Genomic DNA, 15758 nt, shown 5'->3' on the forward strand with positions numbered 1-15758 from the left:
GTATCGTTGGCATATCAGAATGTGTAGGGAAAGCGCACGCCGACCACGAAGTTCGGCGCGTCCGGCGTCAGGCCGACCGAGACCGAACCGTTGATGGTCAGATGCTTGTTCACCACGTGGTTCAGCCCGAAATTCAGCGCGGCCGCCGTGGTCTCGCTGCCCGGCACCTTCGAGTAGGAGCCGCCCGGCGCGCGGGTCTTCGACTCCGGTTCGAGCGCCATGGTGTACGAGATGCTGGCCGAGTCCTTGTCGGAGAACGCGAGCGCGACGCCGCCGCCGAACTGCACGACGTCGCCGAGCTTGACCGTCGCCGGTTGGGTTTGTCCCTGCACCGAGGAGATGTCCGCGAACGAGCGGGCCACGTTGTACGTGTACGACAGGCTGCCGAACAGCACCACCGGGTCGTAGGTTTTTAGCAGCGAGACGCCGGCCGTCACGTTCCACATGCCGGTGCCGGTGGGCAGCTTGTTCGGCGCGACCAGGTTGGTATTGTTGGCGTCCACCTGCACCAGCTTCTGGCCGAACGGCGAGGTGCCGGTCGGGGCCTTGATACGCAGACTGCCGACCACGTCGGGCAGGCTGTTGGTCTCTTTCAGGAACTGATAATAGATGCCGAAGTTGATGTCGCCGATATTGCTGCCGTTCACCGACGCGTCCGACAGCGTGTTCGCCGCGCCGCCCGCGCCGCCGACAATGAAGTTGCTATGCCGGTAGATGTACGGCACGTCGACGTCGATACTCATGCGGTCGGTCAGACCGTAGCGCGTATCGAGATCGGCCATCACCTGGTGCGACTTGGTCTCGCCGAGGTTGATGTTGCCGAGGAAAATCGCGTCGAGCGCGAGGAAGCCGGACAACTGCAACTGGCGACGATCGTAATAGGTGTCGCTGATGCCCCAGTCCATCGTCAGCTTATGGTCGAAGAGCGGCGCGTGTTCGCGTTGCACGACGGCTTCTTCGGCTTGCGTGCGTACCGGTTCGGCGGCTTTCTGGGTCGTGCCGATCGCGCCGCTGCCGTCGGTGGCGGCAGGCAGGCCGCCCGCGCTGTTGCCCTCGGGCGCCGGCGGGTTGACGGGCACGCCGGTGGCGGTGCCGGTGTTGCCGCCCGGCGCCGGAACCCCCGGATTGACCTGGGCGAGCGGCGGCAACGGCACCGGCAGCCCGTCGGCGCCGGGCTGTTCGGCCACCGCTTCGCTGCCGGCCGGCGCACCGTAGCCCGGCATGCCGCGGCCGCGCTGCGCCATCTCGAGATTGGTGACCTGCTGTTCGAGTGAATGGATCTGCCGCTGCTGTTCGTCGACGACCCGCATCAACGTGTTCAGACGGTCTTCTACCGACTGTCCCGCCAGCGCCTGAGCGCCGGCACCTTGCGAAAGCGCGAATAGCAGGACGGCGGCCGGAATGGCCGCCAGTGCCGTGCGCGGCATTCTGGTCGATGAAAAATTGTTCATTTTGTGTTCCCCCGGTGTTCCGGCTGCACGCCGTCCGTTGCCGGGCGGCGCGCTGCCGTATCTTTACTGCTGGTCCTACGGTTGACGGGTGGCGGTCCGCCGCGTTATCTCCGGTTTTGCAGCGCTTGTAGTACGCCTAACTGACGGATCATCGCGGCTGACATTTGCTGCGTCTGCAAACTCAACTGCAATGCGTTGGCGACTTGCTGGTTATTGCCTGCAATCTGTAGTAACTGGGCGATTTGCCCGTTGCCTGGCGTGATGGTCTGGGTGGCGAGCCCAGCCGGTGTTTGTAATGCGACGCTAATGCCATTGCTGCCGAACGTGATGCCGGCTTTAACCGAGCCGGTCGAATTGCTGGCCGCTGCCGACGGGACATTGGCGGCGCCCCCCAGCAGCACGGCGTTATTATTGAAATCGATCGTTGCCGAGTTGGAACCCGTGTTCTTATCGCCCGCAACCTGCGTGACTTGCGACACCCCGTTGACCGAAATGTTTTGTCCGCCGGCGGCTTGAGCGTTCGGGTTGGCGCCCGAGTTGGCGCCCGAATTGCCACCGCTGCCTCCCGTCACGCTCGCCATCGAATTGACGGCGGTCGTGACCTGGCCCACGGCGTTCTGCACCGCCGAAAGCGTGCCCTGGGCGAGGGCGGTCACGCCGTTGGGCAACTGCCATTGCGAAATGACGTTCAGCACGAAGCCGGAAATCATCGTGCCGCCGGCGTATTTGCCGGTCTGGGTGGCGAGCACATCGTCACCGACCATTTGCACCTTGAGGGCTGCGGCGTCGCTGTCGTGAGCGGCAAGAAATTCAGGCACCGATGGCGAACCGGCGCCTTGTGCCGCATGGGCGCTGCTGGTCAGGCCGCACATCAAGGTGCAGATTGCGAGCCCGAGCTGAGTGAGCTGTTGCTTCATGGTTGAGTCAGAACAGGTCTGCCTTGATCAAGCCGTACTCGACAAAGGGAGTCGCCGCGGTGCCGTTAGCCAGCGCGTTGGCGCGCAGCTTCAGCGCGAGCGACTCGTTGTCCTGCAAGAGCGGTGAATCCTCCCTGAAGGGTTTGCCGAGGACCGCGAAGACGAGACCGTTCCAGGTCTTCGCGAAGTCCTCCTGCAGCACGATGCGATTGCCCAGCGCCGGATCCGCAATGAAGATGCGGCCTTGCTCGGCGTGCTTGACGATCACGAAGTGTTCGTACCCGTCGATGTTCATCAACACCATCACGGGAATCTGTAGATGCTGGAGTGCGTCGACCGTGACCCGGAAGCCGCGGCCGCGCATGCCGATGGTCTCGACGAACTTCTTCATGTCGAGCATCGAGAAGCCATTCTTGACCACCACTTCGGGCGTGGAGAACACCATCATCCGGCGGATCAGTTCGGTTTCCGGAATGTCGATGCCGTAGCCGAATTTGAGGAGGGTCGCCAGCGCCGCCGCACCGCAGCTGTAGTCGAACTGCTGGTTGACGATGTGGCTGTAACGGATGTCCTTCATCGAACGAACCGTCTTCGTCAACGGCACGCCGGCGAAGGTGGCCGTGTCGACGCTCGCCTGCGCGTAAGTCTGGTCCACGCACAGCGTGCAGCTTGCCAACGCTACGGCGAAGCGTAGCGCCGGGAACCCCTTGAACCCGGACATGCTGGTCTCCTGCTTTGTGGTCGCGCCGGCCGCTTCGATGGCGGCCGGCGCTTCCTCCCTGCTGCTCTTCTGGCTTCTTCTACCCGCTGTCGCGGTGCCGTCAGCTTAGTGACCGCTGTTCAGCGCTGCGATCGCGAGGCCGTTGTGTTGCAGGTTGCCCGCGCCACCGGCAATGTTCACGCCGATGTTGCCCGACGCGTTCATCAGAGCGCCTGCGCCCAGCATCGCGGTACCCTGGAATTGACCCTTGACCGACATGTTGGCGGTTTGCGAGTTGTCATCCGTGGCGACCATTGCCGTGGTTTCGGCATTCATCGGCGTGGTCGTCGTCACTGCACCGGCGAGGCTGTTGTTCTGCACGTTGCCGATACCCGACGAGACGTTCACACCGACATTGCCCGACACGCTTTGCAGCGAGTTGTCGCCGATCGACGCATTCAGATTGAAGTTGTTGATCCTGGCGGTGCCGGCCGAGCTTTGCGCATTGAAGATCTGCGCGTTGCCGAACACGTTGCCGACGTCGACCGAAGCGAGCGACACGTCGTTGCTCTGAGCGTTGTCGATACCTTCCGTGATGTTGATGCCGAGGTTGCCCGAGACACCGTTGGCGGCGCCGTTGCCGGTCGTGGCGGTGAGCGTGCCGGCGGCTTGCGTGTTGATGTGCTGCGTCACGGAGCCCTTGACCGTCACGTCGGTCGTGGCGAGGCTGGCGTCGATACCCCATGCTGCGCCGTAGGCGTCGGTGGAAGACGAGGAGCTCTTCGAATAGCTGGAGGACTGTTCGCCGACCGCGGCGTAGCCGGAGCCCTGGCTAGCCTTGTAGCCCCACACCTTGCCTTGTCCCGAACCTTCGCTGGCTTCGAAGCCGCCTGCTACACCCGCCGAGTTGGCATAGCTCGATTCGTTGTAGCCGGCCGAGAATCCGCCGCTGGCATGCGCCGAGCCTTCGCCGAAGAACGGCGTATTGAAGCCCTGATAGTTGTAGCTGCCGCCGATCGAGCCGCCCGCCGCGATATGGCCGCCGGCGTTCTGGCTGGTGTGGCTGAAGCCGCCTTCGATGCCGGCTGCCTGCTGGCTGAACGAATAGCCGCCGCCTTGCACCGCGCTGCTCTGGCTGCCGTACACATAGCCGGCCGACGCTTGCGCGCCTTGCGAGCTCGACGATTTCGACGAATGGCTTTGTGTCAGCACGGCGTACGCGACGCCGCCGCCAACCACCGACGACGAGTTGTTATTGACCGACGTCGTCACATGGCCGCTCGTGTAGCTTTGTGCTTGCGGGTCGAGCGACGCATTGACGTTGACCATCTGGCTGTTGTTGATCACCGCGCCGGCCGTGCTGGACACGTGCACGCAACCGTACAGGCCAACCAGACCTTCGACGCCGACCGCTTCACCCACCAGCGTGGCATTGAACAGGTAGACCTTTTGCGGTGCGGCAAAGGCGCTGCCGGATGCGGCAACGAGGACGGCTGCGGCAATAAGAGTGCGCTTCATGATTCGCTCCGATACTTTAAGTGTGGTCAGTTAAAAAAAGTGCCCGCCGGGGGACGGAGCACAAAACTGTTTGCCGTGGCATTACCGGCGCCGGCTGTCTGGTTGATCTGCACGATCCCGCTGACGTTCTTGAAGGCATCGCTGGAGATGTTTGCCTCGCGTACGCTATGAACCCCGATGGATTGACCCAGACTGCCGTTTTTCGGGGCCGTCGCGGATAGCTCCCCATCCGAGACGGTCTCGACTCCGAGCACAGCAGCAGTCCCGATCTGGGTGCTGTTGCGCTGCAGATTCCCTGCTCCGGCGGACTGGTTCACCAGTACCGCGCCGGATGTATTCGAAAAGGCATTCGCTTCGATCGACGCCCGCGCCGTCGTGACCTTCGCGGCGACACTCGCGCTTTGCGTGCCGACGTTGGCATTGCCGACCGAGCCGCCGTTTGTCAGCGTGATCTGATTGGCCTGCGCGTTGTCGAGGCCGGCCGTTTCGTTGACCGCGAACGCGCCGGTGACACCCGCGCCGGCACCGTTGCCGATGGTCGCGTTGGCGCCGACGCCCGGCACGGCTTGAGCATGCGCCTGGCCGGCCAGCAGCGCCACGCCGCCGAAGCACAGCCACAGCGCGGTCTGCAGTGAACGCAAGCGCGGTGAACGCAAGGTGAGCGGATTCATTTCAAACCTCCGAGCGAGCCGCTCAGCGCGTTCGACAGCGGCGCCAGCGCGCCGGTCACCGACGAGGTAATCGTGCCGCCGATCCCGGGACCTGGCAGCCCGATGCCGCCCGCGTTCAGCGCGACGTTGTTGCCGGTCGTCTTGCCGCTCAGGATTTGCGTGACCGCCTGCATGCCGGTGCCGCCGAGCACGCCGCCGTCGGCGACGCCGCTGGACCCGTGCGCATTCGTCAGATCGGTGTCGCCCACGAGTTGGGCGATCGCCGGATTGAATGAATTGGCCGGGAAAGTGGTGGCACGCACGGCGACCGGATCCTGGCTTTTCGGCACCGGGATGAACGCGTCGCGCGGCGTGACCGTGCGTTCGACGATGATGTCGCCGGGGTTGACGGTTTGCTGCGCATGAGCCGCGACGCTGAAACAGGCGGCGAGCAGCACAACGGTGCCGATGAGCGCGACGGAGAAGCTGGGCACAAGAGGCAGACGGGCCGACAGCGCGGCGGCCGGTGTCTGCGGCGGCCTCTGCGCGTACGGCGTGCGGATTGAAGCGTTCATGTCGGTCCCCTGCCTTTGTCTCTGTAAGCGGGTGGCGCGCTGCGCGCGTCGCCGTCGCCGGTATGCGTCTTTAATCTGCTCGGCTACTTTCTTTGGTAGTTGGCGACGTTGCCTTGCGCGGTGCGCGCGGCGTCGACCGGAATCGGCAGCGGCGACGAGGGCGGGGCGATTTCGTCCCAGAGCGTCACGCTGTTGCCGTTACCGCTGCCGCTGCCGCGCATCAACTGCGGCGTCGCGGCCACCATCAACATGCCGACCGCACCGCCGCGTTGCCGCGACAAGACCTGGTCGTCGAGCGAAAAATCGTTCACGGATGCACCATCGACCGGAAGGCTCAACACGTTGCCGGCGAGCAGGCGGAATTCGCTGGCCATCGAGGCCGTCCAGTCGGGAGCGGCCTTAACGCGGAGCGTCGCGTTCGTGAAGGAGGCAAAGCCGCTGTCGGTCGAATCGGCGGAATCGGCCAGCGTGGCGCTTTGCGCCTGGACGGCTTGCTGGGCACGGGCGCCGGCGGGCAGCACGAACAGGGCGGCTGCGGCGCACAGTGCGGCGCATGATGCGAGGCTGCTCAGTTCGGTGCAAAAAGCGAGTCGCATGATGTGTCTCCTTGGTGCACAGCATTTAGCGAAACGTGTGCCATCCGTCGCAATCCATTGGTGCATCTGGATGCGACCCGCATACCCCGAAGCCAGGCTCGGCAAATCGGACAAAAACGTTTCAGCGCTGAAACGGCAGGCAGAAAATACCTATAATTTGTTAATTGCGGCGGTACGAACTACCTTCGGGTCTACGCCAGGAAAAGCGCTTCCACTCGTCTTTTATTTGTCGGCTTAATCTCGGCGAATCGCCCGCTAAACCTTACTGGGTATGGAGTTTGCGATTAAATTCGCATAATTGTTTTCCAAGCGGCGCGCGTATAGTAAGCTCTCGAAAAAGAGCTTCAGATTTAAAAAAGCCCGCTAACGGGCCGTCTCAAACACACACGCCGCTTTCTTGGGGATCAGCTGTCCGCACGGAATGGAATGGCCGTTCGGTTTTTGCTATTGCGCGAATCCCGAACGAGTCAGCGTGTCTGAATCTTGGTTCAGGTGCGTGCGTCATCCTTAACGTTCGTTGACGAGAGGATCTGAATAATGGAACCCGCAACGCGGCAACTGATTTACGTTTCGCGCGACCCGAGCGCGGAGCTGCACACACGCTTTCATCAGCGTGGCTGGCATGTCGAAGTGGTGGGATCGGCGCGCGACGTGCGCCGGGCGGTTCGCGCCGGAATGGCAGCGGGCGGCCTGCTCGATCTTTGCAGCGACTTCCAGCCGCATGAAATTGCCGCCTTCGAATCCTGCCTGACCATGCCGAACGTCGGCTGGGTCGCGGCCACCTTGCCCGGCCAGTTGCAGGACGCCGCCTTGCGCCGGCTCGTGCGCGACTACTGTTTCGACTACGTGACGGTGCCGTATTCAGGCGACCGTATCGTCGATTCGGTCGGCCACGCGTACGGCATGATCTCGCTGGGCGAACCCGCTTCGAACGACGCATCGCAGGGCGCCGAAGGCGAAATGGTCGGCTCGTGCGACGCCATGCTCGCGCTGTTCCGCTCCATCCGCAAAGTGGCCATGACCGACGCGCCGGTGTTCATCTCCGGCGAATCGGGCACCGGCAAGGAATTGACGGCGGTCGCGATTCACGAGCGCTCGGCACGGCGCAACGCGCCGTTCGTGCCGATCAACTGCGGCGCGATTCCCCCGCATCTGTTGCAATCCGAACTATTTGGTTATGAGCGCGGCGCGTTCACGGGCGCGAATCAGCGCAAGATCGGACGCGTCGAAGCCGCCAATGGCGGCACCTTGTTTCTCGATGAAATCGGCGATTTGCCGCTCGAAAGCCAGGCGAGCCTGCTGCGCTTTCTGCAGGAACGCAAGGTCGAGCGGCTGGGCGGTCATGGAGCGATCGACGTCGACGTGCGCATCATCTCGGCCACGCACGTGGATATGACCGCCGCGATGATCGAAGGGCGTTTCCGTTCCGACCTGTATCACCGTCTGTGCGTGTTGCAGATCGACGAGCCGCCGCTGCGCGCGCGCGGTAAGGATATCGAACTGCTCGCGCGGCACATGCTGGAACGTTTCAAGAAAGACGCGAGCCGCCGTCTGCGCGGCTTCGCGCCGGATGCGATCGCGGCGCTGCATAACTATGGTTGGCCGGGCAATGTGCGTGAGCTGATCAACCGGGTGCGGCGCGCCATCGTGATGTCGGAAGGGCGGGCGATCACGGCGCGCGATCTGGAACTGGCCGAGTATGTCGAGATCGTGCCGGTGTCGCTCGCGCAGGCGCGCGAGGCGGCCGAGCGTCAGGCGATCGAGCTGGCGTTGTTGCGCCATCGCGGCCGTCTCGGCGACGCCGCCCAGGAACTCGGCATTTCGCGCGTCACGTTGTACCGGCTGTTGTGCTCGCATGGCATGCGGCATATGGAAGGCGAGCCGCTCGCCGCGCCGCACGGCGATTTGCCGGCGACGGTGCCGCATCTCTAGGCTCTCCTTTCCACCGACCTCGCGAGTGTCGTGGGCCGGGAGGAAGGAAGGTGTCGGTATTTTCTCCGCTTCATGCTCATGCCGCGCTCCGGCGTCGTTCGGCCGCGCTTGTTAAAATCGGGTTTTCCGCTCAATTTCCGTGGCGCGCCTCGCTTGCGCCGCGCGCGTCGTCGAAGGAACCCGCATGAAACAGTATCTGGACCTCGTCCGCACGATTCTCGACACCGGCACATGGCAGGAGAACCGCACCGGCATCCGCACCATCAGCATGCCCGGCGCGATGTTGCGCTTCGACCTCCAGCAAGGTTTTCCCGCCGTCACGACGAAAAAACTGGCGTTCAAGTCGGCGGTCGGCGAACTGGTCGGTTTTTTGCGCGCGTCGCGTAGCGCCGCGGATTTTCGTGATCTCGGCTGCAAGGTGTGGGACGCGAATGCGAACCAGAATCCGCAGTGGCTGGCCAATCCGTATCGCGAAGGACCCGACGACCTCGGCGATGTATACGGCGTGCAGTGGCGCCAGTGGCCGGCCTACAAGGTGCTCGACGCGGGCGCGAGCGCGCAGTTGGCCGACGCGCAGTCGCGCGGCTTCCAGGTGGTGACCGAATTCGACGAGAACGGCAGCCCCAAAGTGCTGCTCTACAAGGCAATCGACCAGTTGCGGCAATGTCTGGACACGATCATGCAGAACCCCGCCGACCGGCGAATTCTGTTTCATGCATGGAACCCTGCGGTACTGGATCAGATCGCCCTGCCGGCTTGTCACCTGCTGTATCAATTCCTGCCGAACGTCGCGCGGCGCGAGATTTCGCTGTGTCTGTACATTCGCAGCAACGACGTCGGGCTCGGCACGCCGTTCAATCTGACCGAAGGCGCGGCGTTGCTGCATCTGGTGGGTCGCTTGACGGGCTATACGCCGCGCTGGTTCACGTACTTCATCGGCGACGCGCACATCTACGAGAACCAGCTCGATATGTTGAAGCAGCAGTTGACGCGTGAGCCCTACGAGAGCCCGGCGTTCGCGATTTCGGACCGCGTGCCGGACTACGCGAAGACCGGCGTGTATGAGCCGGAGTGGCTGGAGAAGATCGAGCCGGCGGATTTTTCGCTCGTCGGTTACCGGCATCACGAGCCGCTGACCGCGCCGATGGCGGTCTGAGCGAGCGCGACCGGCGTCCTGCGCTCGGCGCTCGGCGCTCGCCTGAAAAGGAAAAACCCCCGCGATGTGAGTCGCGGGGGTTTTTTGTTGCACGTCGAGTTCAGGTGCGAGGTTTAAGAAATCAGCGCTGCCGGGTTTAGCTCTTGTGATGCTCGTCGTGGTTGCCGCCGGATGAATGCTGCTCCTCGTGCTGCGGATGCGGCTCCGGACGCTGCGCCTGCTGCGGACGCGGTTCCGGACGAGGCTGCTGTGCCTGCTGCGGACGCGGTTCCGGACGAGGCTGCTGTGCCTGCTGCGGACGCGGTTCCGGACGAGGCTGCTGTGCTTGCTGCGGACGCGGTTCCGGACGAGGCTGCTGCACCTGCTGCGGGCGCGGTTCCGGACGCGGTTGCTGCATCTGTTCCGGACGCGCTTCCTGACGCGGCTGCTGGGCCTGCTGTGCCGGCTGCGGATGAGATTCCTCGCGCGGCTGCTGGGCTTGCTGCGTCGGCTGCGGCCGTTGCGCTTCATGTTGCACTTCACGCGGCGCTTCCGGCTGACGCTCAGCCTGCTGCGGACGCGCTTCCGCCTGCCGTGCCGGTTCCTGCGGGCCACCATGCTGCTGCGCCATCGGCGTATGCGGTTGCGTCCAGGCCGGCTCGTGGCGCTCGTTCGCGCCCGGCTGCTGGCCGGCTTGCTGCGGCATGCCGTGCTGCTGCGCGTTCGCTTGCGGCGGACGCGGCACACCATTCACCGCATGTCCCGCTTCGCCGGGTTGCTGGCGTTCGTTGGCCATCGGCTGCGGCGTGCCCGGACGCGCCTGCGCCTGCTCGCCACGTTGCGGCTGACCGGGCGCCGCGCCGGGCGTCGCACCCGGACGTTGCTCCACCTGCTGCATCCCGCCAGGCGCACCAGGCGCCCCGGGCGCTGCCCCCGGCGTACGCCCTGCCATATGCGACTGTACGACCCGTACGTTCTGCACCGGCAACGCGCTCGGACCGCCCGCCATATGCGCCGGCACGGAGGTCCGCACGATCGGCTGACCCGCACCCGGCACCCGTCCACCGCTTTGCGCGAAATTCTGTGCGAGGGTGTCGTGATAGGCGGCCGGCATGCCCGGATTACGCGTCGCCACCACCGCACGCGCCGCGACACCCGCCGGCGGCCGGTAATTCGCGTTGCGCAGACCCGGTCCGAAGCTTTCCTTGACCGGCGCGATGCCCACGCCGCCCGGGTTGATCTGCGCATTGCGCCATTGCTGCGGATCGACCTTCTGCGCGAAGCGCGCGACCGGCTGACCATGCACGAAGGCCGTTGCCGGCACGGCGGTGACAGCACCCGGCGCGCGATAGTTGATGTACGTGTTGTGAATGTTGGTCACATTCACATTCGTCACATTGACGTTGCGGTTGTTGACGATGGTCGTCTGGTTGACGCGGTTGTAGTAACCCGGGCTCCAGTGATCGTGACCGCTGCCCCACTGCGGATGCCACGGCTCGCCGGGGCCGAGCGGGAACCACGCGACGCCCGCTGCCACCGCGCCGCCGATCGCCAGACTCACGCCCCAGTTCACGCCGCCACCGCCGCCGCCCACGAAGGCGACCAGCGCCGGTGCGTACACGGGCGGCGCGCTGACCACGATCGGGCCCGGCACCCACGCCCACGCATCGTCGACCTGGGCCCAGCGGCCGTAGTGGTAGGGCGCGAAGCCCCACGGCGCGTCGTCGACCCACGTCCAGCCCCACGGCGCCTGCCAGACCCAGTGGCCTTCGTGGTACGGCGCCCAGCCGACCGGCGTGGCGCGCGGCACCCACACCTCGCCGTATTGCGGGCTGCTGCGCCACGTGCCGTTGGCGTCGAGGTCTTCGTAACCGGGAATGTCGCGCGACACATAACGCGCCGACACCGAGCGGTCCTCGGCGGCATCGCGCGCGGCGGCCCACTGGTCGAAGCCGTCGAGGCCCGGTACGCCGTTGTCGGCGATCTGTTGCAGGTTGGTGCCGCCGAAGCGGATCTGCTGGCCCGCCGAGATTTGTACCTGACCGCTGTCGCCGTACACCGTCGCGCTGCCGCTGCGCACGGTCACGCTGGTGCTGCTGCCGTCCGGCGCGACGTCGACGCGATAATCGCCGGGGCCGTTCAGCCCGAGCGCGAGATTCGGCGTGTCGATCTCATACGACGAACCCGGCGCCAGTTCGCGCACCCGCGTCGACAAGGTGCCTTGCGCGACTTTGAGCTGCGCGCTGTTGTCGTCGAGATTCAGGATGTCGAGGCTGGTGGACTGATCGAGGCGCACCGCGGTCGAGCCGATGTGCAGTTCCGAGCGCGCATTCCGATCGTTCCACAGCTGATCGCCGGTGGTGAGCGGGCGGTTGAGCTGCGCGTACGACCAGTCGGTCGCGCCGGCCGGTTCGGTGGTCACCGTGCCGGCCATGTAGTTCAGACGCGCAATGCGTCCCGGCGGATCGGTGTTCTGCGTCGAGGCGACCTGAGGCGCGGGCTGGACTTCCTGCGCGATGCCGGCTTGAGCGGCGAACAGGAAGGCAGCGGCGGCGATCAGGGTGTAGCCCGTGAGGCGGCGATTCGAGTGCTGATCTTTGGTATGTGTTCTCATGATTTATCTCCGGCGGACGCGGCATTTTGCTTCATCCGGATTTCACTTTACCTGCAGCGTATGTTTCAAGACCCCCACTTTTGTAAGGCCACCTCACCAGCGTGTAACAAAAGGTCTCGATAAGGGATTCCGTAAGGCGATTGGATGATTTCTGTAATCGCATCAGGTATTTACGAGCGGCGAGGGGCCGCTCGCGGCCTCATTCAGCTTGCCAGGAAGGCATCGAAATGACGCTGCCCCGAAGGCGTAACGCGCAGGATTCGCGGCCTTTCGGTCCGCTCGACCCAGCCTTGCGCGGACCACGAGTCGAGCAGCGCCGCGCCGAGCGCGCCACCCAGGTGCGGGCGCCGTTCGCTCCAGTCGGGACAGGTGCAGGCAAAGCGGCGCCGGCGGCTTTTCTGCGCCGACAGGTCGACGCCCCATTCGGCAAAGCGGCCGGCGCCGTCCCCGGTTGTTTCGAGCGAGGTGCCATTCAGCGTCAGCAGGCCGCGCTGGACCAGCCGCTCCAGCACGCGCACCGACAGTTCACCCGCCATATGGTCGTAGCAGGTGCGGGCGTAGCGCATGTCGAGCGGCACGGTGCGCGCCGGACGCGGCACGGACCGCTGCGGCGCGCTGATTTGCGCGACGTTGGCGAGCGCTTCGATGGACGCCGCGATATCCGGCGAGGCGATCCGGAAGTAGCGATGCCGGCCGCGCACTTCGAGCGCGAGCAGTCCGCCGTCGGTCAGACGGGCAAGATGGGCGCTCGCTGCCGACGGCGACAGCCCGGCGATGATCGTCAGTTCGCCGGCCGGGCGGGCGCTGCCGTCCATCAGCGCCCACAGCATGGCAGCGCGGCCGGGATCGGCAAGCAATGCACCGATCCGGCTCAAGCCGGGGAAATGGTTCTGTTCGTCGGCGAGCTTGAGGGTCATGAGGTGTCTCCTGCGGGTTCCGGGCAACCGGGTTGCCGTTGGCGGCGCCGCCGGGGCGCCCTACGAATCAATGTACCGATCCGCGGCATTCTATGTTTCAGCTTAGCGTGAAACGTGGTGTGCAAATGCTACGAAAACCCGGCTGGCGCGGCTGCGCGGTGACGTGGCTGGCGCTCCTGAGTCGTTGCGATCCGCCAGGCTAGAATCGACCTCTGTCTTTGCAGGAACAGGAACACGCAGTCATGAAAACTCTTCTCGCCGTGCTGGTCGCGGCACTGCTGCTCGGCGCGTGCGCGCATGGCGGCGCGGATTCGTCGGGGGCGGGCACCGGCAGCATCACGATGTACGGCACGATCGACGAAGGCGTCACCGTACATAAATAAGCGGCGGGTAAGCGACGGGTAATGGGCCGCGTGAGCGAGCGCTGCCCGCAACTCGGACGGCGTCACGTTGGCGCTACCTTGGTAAAAGCCTCGCGCTAACGGACAGCTCGCCGAAAGCCACAACCGATTCCCGCAACAATTCGCCTCTCCAACTGCGCGGAACCCACGGCGCTGTCAATATTGCGCTCGTATAATCGCCTCCTTTCAATGCATCCGATTGACCGGAGTCAACATGAGCACCCCTTCCGCAGCCCCGTTCGACCGTTCCGAAACCACTTTCCGCTTTCTCGCCGAACCCAGTTCGGTCAACTTCGGCGGCAAGGTTCACGGCGGCGCGTTGATGAAGTGGATCGACGAAACCGCGTACGCGTGCTCGGCGGTGTGGTCGGGCCGCTACTGCGTGACGGTTAGCGTGGGCAATATCCGTTTCCGTCGGCCGATTCTGGTCGGCAACCTCGTCGAATTGCGCGCGCGGGTCGTGGCGACGGGTCGCACCAGCATGCACATCCACGTGTCCGTGCAGGCCGGCGATCCGAAGGGCGGTGAGCTGATGCAAACCACGGACTGCCTGGTCGTGATGGTCGCCGTCAACGAGAACGGTCACCCGGTGCCGGTGCCGGCCTTCGTGCCGGAGACGGATGAGCAGAAGCGCCTCGCGAAGTACGCGATGGACGTGAAGGAAGCGCTCGACGCGATCGTCGAGTTGAAGCCGGAAGAGGTGGCGCAGGGGAAGGTTTAAGCGGCGCCGGCGGGTCTGCCGGCGCGGCAGGCTGTCCACGCGAACAGGGCGTTACGTTCGTGCGGACAGCGGGTTGAGCGCTTGCCGGTGAGTCTCTGGCTCGCTTCGCCGGGTTGCGTGTCAGGCGAGCGGCAAGCGCGGCGCGGGGCGAATTATCTGGCCGCAGCCGCAGCCGCAGCCGCAGCCGCAGCGTCCAGGCAATCAGCTCGCCGCGTACCGCCTACTCAACCGGCCGAGTGCCCCACCATCTCCTTCGGCTTCACCCACTCATCGAACTGCTGCTCGGTCACATAGCCGAGCGCAAGCGCCGACGCCTTCAGCGTGGTGCCTTCCTTGTGCGCTTTCTTCGCGATTTTGGCGGCCTTGTCGTAGCCGATGTGCGGATTGAGGGCGGTCACCAGCATCAGCGATTCGTTGAGCAACGTATCGATACGCTCGCGATTCGGCTCGATGCCCACCGCGCAGTTGTCGTTGAAGCTATGCGCGCCGTCGGCCAGCAGCCGCACCGATTGCAGCACGTTATGGGCGATCATCGGCCGGAACACGTTCAACTCGAAATTGCCGCTCGCGCCGCCGATGTTGACCGCGACGTCGTTGCCGAACACCTGCGCGCACAGCATCGTCAGGGCTTCGGACTGGGTCGGATTGACCTTGCCCGGCATGATCGAACTGCCCGGTTCGTTCTCCGGAATCGAGAGTTCGCCCAGGCCGCAACGCGGGCCGCTCGAGAGCCAGCGAATGTCGTTGGCGATCTTGTTCAGGCTCGCGGCGACGGTTTTCAACGCGCCATGCGCGAACACCAGCGCGTCGGCCGCGGCCATCACCTCGAACTTGTTCGGCGCCGACACGAACGGCAGGCCGGTCTGCTGGCCGATCGCGGCCGCGACCTTGTCCGCGAACTGCGGATGTGCGTTCAGGCCGGTGCCGACCGCGGTGCCGCCCTGCGCGAGTTCGTACAGATGCGGCAGCGTCGCTTCCACGTGACGAATGCCGTGATCCAGTTGCGCGACGTAACCCGAAAACTCCTGGCCAAGCGTGAGCGGCGTCGCGTCCTGCAAGTGTGTGCGGCCGATCTTCACGATGTCGACGAACGCCTTGGCCTTGCCGTCGAGCGTATCGCGCAGCGTCTTCAGCGCCGGCAGCAGATGCTTGACGATCGCGTTGGCGGCGGCCACGTGCATCGCCGTCGGGAACACGTCGTTCGACGACTGGCCGCGATTCACGTCGTCATTCGGATGCACTTTGCGCGCTTCGCCGCGTTCGCCGCCGAGCAATTCGCTGGCGCGATTCGCGATCACCTCGTTGAGGTTCATATTGGTCTGCGTGCCCGACCCGGTCTGCCAGACGGCAAGCGGAAATTCGTCGGGATGCTGGCCCGCGATGATCTCGTCGGCGGCCGCGATGATGGCTTTGGCCTTGCTTTCGTCGAGCACGCCGAGCCCCTGGTTGACCTCGGCGGCGGCGCGCTTGATGACGGCCAGCGCGTTGATCAGTTCAAGCGACTGCTTCTCGGTCGAAATGCGGAAATTCTGCAGCGAACGCTGCGTTTGCGCGCCCCACAAACGCGCGTTCGGCACGGCGATTTCACCGAACGTGTCACGCTCCATTCGTACGTCTTCAGTCATGTTCAA

At 64.7% G+C, this 15758-nt stretch carries 14 protein-coding genes; 4 read left to right on the forward strand and 10 right to left on the reverse strand.

Features of this window, described 5'->3' with window-relative positions; all coding sequences use genetic code 11:
- Positions 1–14: 14 nt before the first annotated feature.
- The 7 genes from BX591_RS05870 to BX591_RS05900 all read right to left on the reverse strand — a co-directional run bounded on the left by BX591_RS05870 (position 15) and on the right by BX591_RS05900 (position 6407).
- Entirely contained in the window at positions 15–1451 is a 1437-nt protein-coding gene (locus BX591_RS05870) for a hypothetical protein (RefSeq protein WP_111929742.1), read from the reverse strand.
- 104 nt (positions 1452–1555) lie between these two features.
- The gene (locus BX591_RS05875; protein ID WP_111929743.1) at positions 1556–2368 is read right to left on the reverse strand and encodes a peptidase C39; all 813 of its coding nucleotides are present in this window, start codon (positions 2366–2368) and stop codon (positions 1556–1558) included.
- Positions 2369–2375: 7 nt separating this feature from the next.
- Complete coding sequence (locus BX591_RS05880) at positions 2376–3089, reverse strand: C39 family peptidase (protein ID WP_111929744.1); 714 nt, start codon at positions 3087–3089, stop codon at positions 2376–2378.
- A gap of 105 nt (positions 3090–3194) precedes the next feature.
- Positions 3195–4586, reverse strand: coding sequence for a hypothetical protein (locus BX591_RS05885; protein WP_111929745.1), 1392 nt, complete (start codon positions 4584–4586; stop codon positions 3195–3197).
- A gap of 26 nt (positions 4587–4612) precedes the next feature.
- The gene (locus BX591_RS05890; RefSeq protein WP_176343014.1) at positions 4613–5257 is read right to left on the reverse strand and encodes a hypothetical protein; all 645 of its coding nucleotides are present in this window, start codon (positions 5255–5257) and stop codon (positions 4613–4615) included.
- Complete coding sequence (locus BX591_RS05895; RefSeq protein WP_111929746.1) at positions 5254–5811, reverse strand: hypothetical protein; 558 nt, start codon at positions 5809–5811, stop codon at positions 5254–5256. The genes BX591_RS05890 and BX591_RS05895 overlap by 4 nt, the downstream gene beginning before the upstream one ends.
- A gap of 83 nt (positions 5812–5894) precedes the next feature.
- The gene (locus BX591_RS05900) at positions 5895–6407 is read right to left on the reverse strand and encodes a hypothetical protein (RefSeq protein ID WP_111929747.1); all 513 of its coding nucleotides are present in this window, start codon (positions 6405–6407) and stop codon (positions 5895–5897) included.
- Between the two features lie 537 nt (positions 6408–6944).
- Here BX591_RS05900 and BX591_RS05905 point away from each other — a divergent pair.
- On the forward strand, positions 6945–8339 hold the full coding sequence (locus BX591_RS05905; RefSeq protein WP_105507900.1) for a sigma-54 dependent transcriptional regulator: 1395 nt from the start codon (positions 6945–6947) through the stop codon (positions 8337–8339).
- Positions 8340–8523: 184 nt separating this feature from the next.
- Positions 8524–9495, forward strand: coding sequence for a thymidylate synthase (locus BX591_RS05910; RefSeq protein WP_111929748.1), 972 nt, complete (start codon positions 8524–8526; stop codon positions 9493–9495).
- 136 nt (positions 9496–9631) lie between these two features.
- Here BX591_RS05910 and BX591_RS05915 read toward each other — a convergent pair whose 3' ends face one another.
- Both BX591_RS05915 and BX591_RS05920 read right to left on the reverse strand, forming a co-directional pair.
- Positions 9632–12088 carry a DUF6600 domain-containing protein gene (locus BX591_RS05915; RefSeq protein WP_111929749.1) on the reverse strand — a complete coding sequence of 819 codons (2457 nt, stop codon included), beginning with the start codon at positions 12086–12088 and terminating at the stop codon, positions 9632–9634.
- 203 nt (positions 12089–12291) lie between these two features.
- Entirely contained in the window at positions 12292–13005 is a 714-nt protein-coding gene (locus tag BX591_RS05920) for an ArsR/SmtB family transcription factor (protein WP_111929750.1), read from the reverse strand.
- Between the two features lie 242 nt (positions 13006–13247).
- On the opposite strand from BX591_RS05920, the gene BX591_RS36365 reads away from it, so the two are divergent.
- Both BX591_RS36365 and BX591_RS05925 read left to right on the forward strand, forming a co-directional pair.
- A complete protein-coding gene (locus BX591_RS36365; RefSeq protein ID WP_167444501.1) occupies positions 13248–13388 on the forward strand; it encodes a hypothetical protein in 141 nt (46 codons plus the stop codon).
- A gap of 232 nt (positions 13389–13620) precedes the next feature.
- Positions 13621–14127: an acyl-CoA thioesterase gene (locus BX591_RS05925; protein WP_105507897.1), complete on the forward strand. Its 507-nt coding sequence runs from the start codon at positions 13621–13623 to the stop codon at positions 14125–14127.
- A gap of 224 nt (positions 14128–14351) precedes the next feature.
- Here BX591_RS05925 and fumC read toward each other — a convergent pair whose 3' ends face one another.
- Positions 14352–15752 (reverse strand): class II fumarate hydratase, encoded by a 1401-nt coding sequence (fumC, locus tag BX591_RS05930; protein ID WP_111929751.1) that lies wholly within the window; start codon positions 15750–15752, stop codon positions 14352–14354.
- Positions 15753–15758: the final 6 nt, after the last annotated feature.

This window comes from Paraburkholderia bryophila, assembly GCF_003269035.1.
Lineage (GTDB): Bacteria > Pseudomonadota > Gammaproteobacteria > Burkholderiales > Burkholderiaceae > Paraburkholderia > Paraburkholderia bryophila.

What these genes read in the sequence shown, in the direction of transcription:
- BX591_RS05870 (WP_111929742.1), bottom strand. Translation starts at nt 1,451, where the DNA reads ATGAACAATTTTTCATCGACCAGAATGCCGCGCACGGCACTGGCGGCC.
- BX591_RS05875 (WP_111929743.1), bottom strand. Translation starts at nt 2,368, where the DNA reads ATGAAGCAACAGCTCACTCAGCTCGGGCTCGCAATCTGCACCTTGATG.
- BX591_RS05880 (WP_111929744.1), bottom strand. Translation starts at nt 3,089, where the DNA reads ATGTCCGGGTTCAAGGGGTTCCCGGCGCTACGCTTCGCCGTAGCGTTG.
- BX591_RS05885 (WP_111929745.1), bottom strand. Translation starts at nt 4,586, where the DNA reads ATGAAGCGCACTCTTATTGCCGCAGCCGTCCTCGTTGCCGCATCCGGC.
- BX591_RS05890 (WP_176343014.1), bottom strand. Translation starts at nt 5,257, where the DNA reads ATGAATCCGCTCACCTTGCGTTCACCGCGCTTGCGTTCACTGCAGACC.
- BX591_RS05895 (WP_111929746.1), bottom strand. Translation starts at nt 5,811, where the DNA reads ATGAACGCTTCAATCCGCACGCCGTACGCGCAGAGGCCGCCGCAGACA.
- BX591_RS05900 (WP_111929747.1), bottom strand. Translation starts at nt 6,407, where the DNA reads ATGCGACTCGCTTTTTGCACCGAACTGAGCAGCCTCGCATCATGCGCC.
- BX591_RS05905 (WP_105507900.1), top strand. Translation starts at nt 6,945, where the DNA reads ATGGAACCCGCAACGCGGCAACTGATTTACGTTTCGCGCGACCCGAGC.
- BX591_RS05910 (WP_111929748.1), top strand. Translation starts at nt 8,524, where the DNA reads ATGAAACAGTATCTGGACCTCGTCCGCACGATTCTCGACACCGGCACA.
- BX591_RS05915 (WP_111929749.1), bottom strand. Translation starts at nt 12,088, where the DNA reads ATGAGAACACATACCAAAGATCAGCACTCGAATCGCCGCCTCACGGGC.
- BX591_RS05920 (WP_111929750.1), bottom strand. Translation starts at nt 13,005, where the DNA reads ATGACCCTCAAGCTCGCCGACGAACAGAACCATTTCCCCGGCTTGAGC.
- BX591_RS36365 (WP_167444501.1), top strand. Translation starts at nt 13,248, where the DNA reads ATGAAAACTCTTCTCGCCGTGCTGGTCGCGGCACTGCTGCTCGGCGCG.
- BX591_RS05925 (WP_105507897.1), top strand. Translation starts at nt 13,621, where the DNA reads ATGAGCACCCCTTCCGCAGCCCCGTTCGACCGTTCCGAAACCACTTTC.
- fumC (WP_111929751.1), bottom strand. Translation starts at nt 15,752, where the DNA reads ATGACTGAAGACGTACGAATGGAGCGTGACACGTTCGGTGAAATCGCC.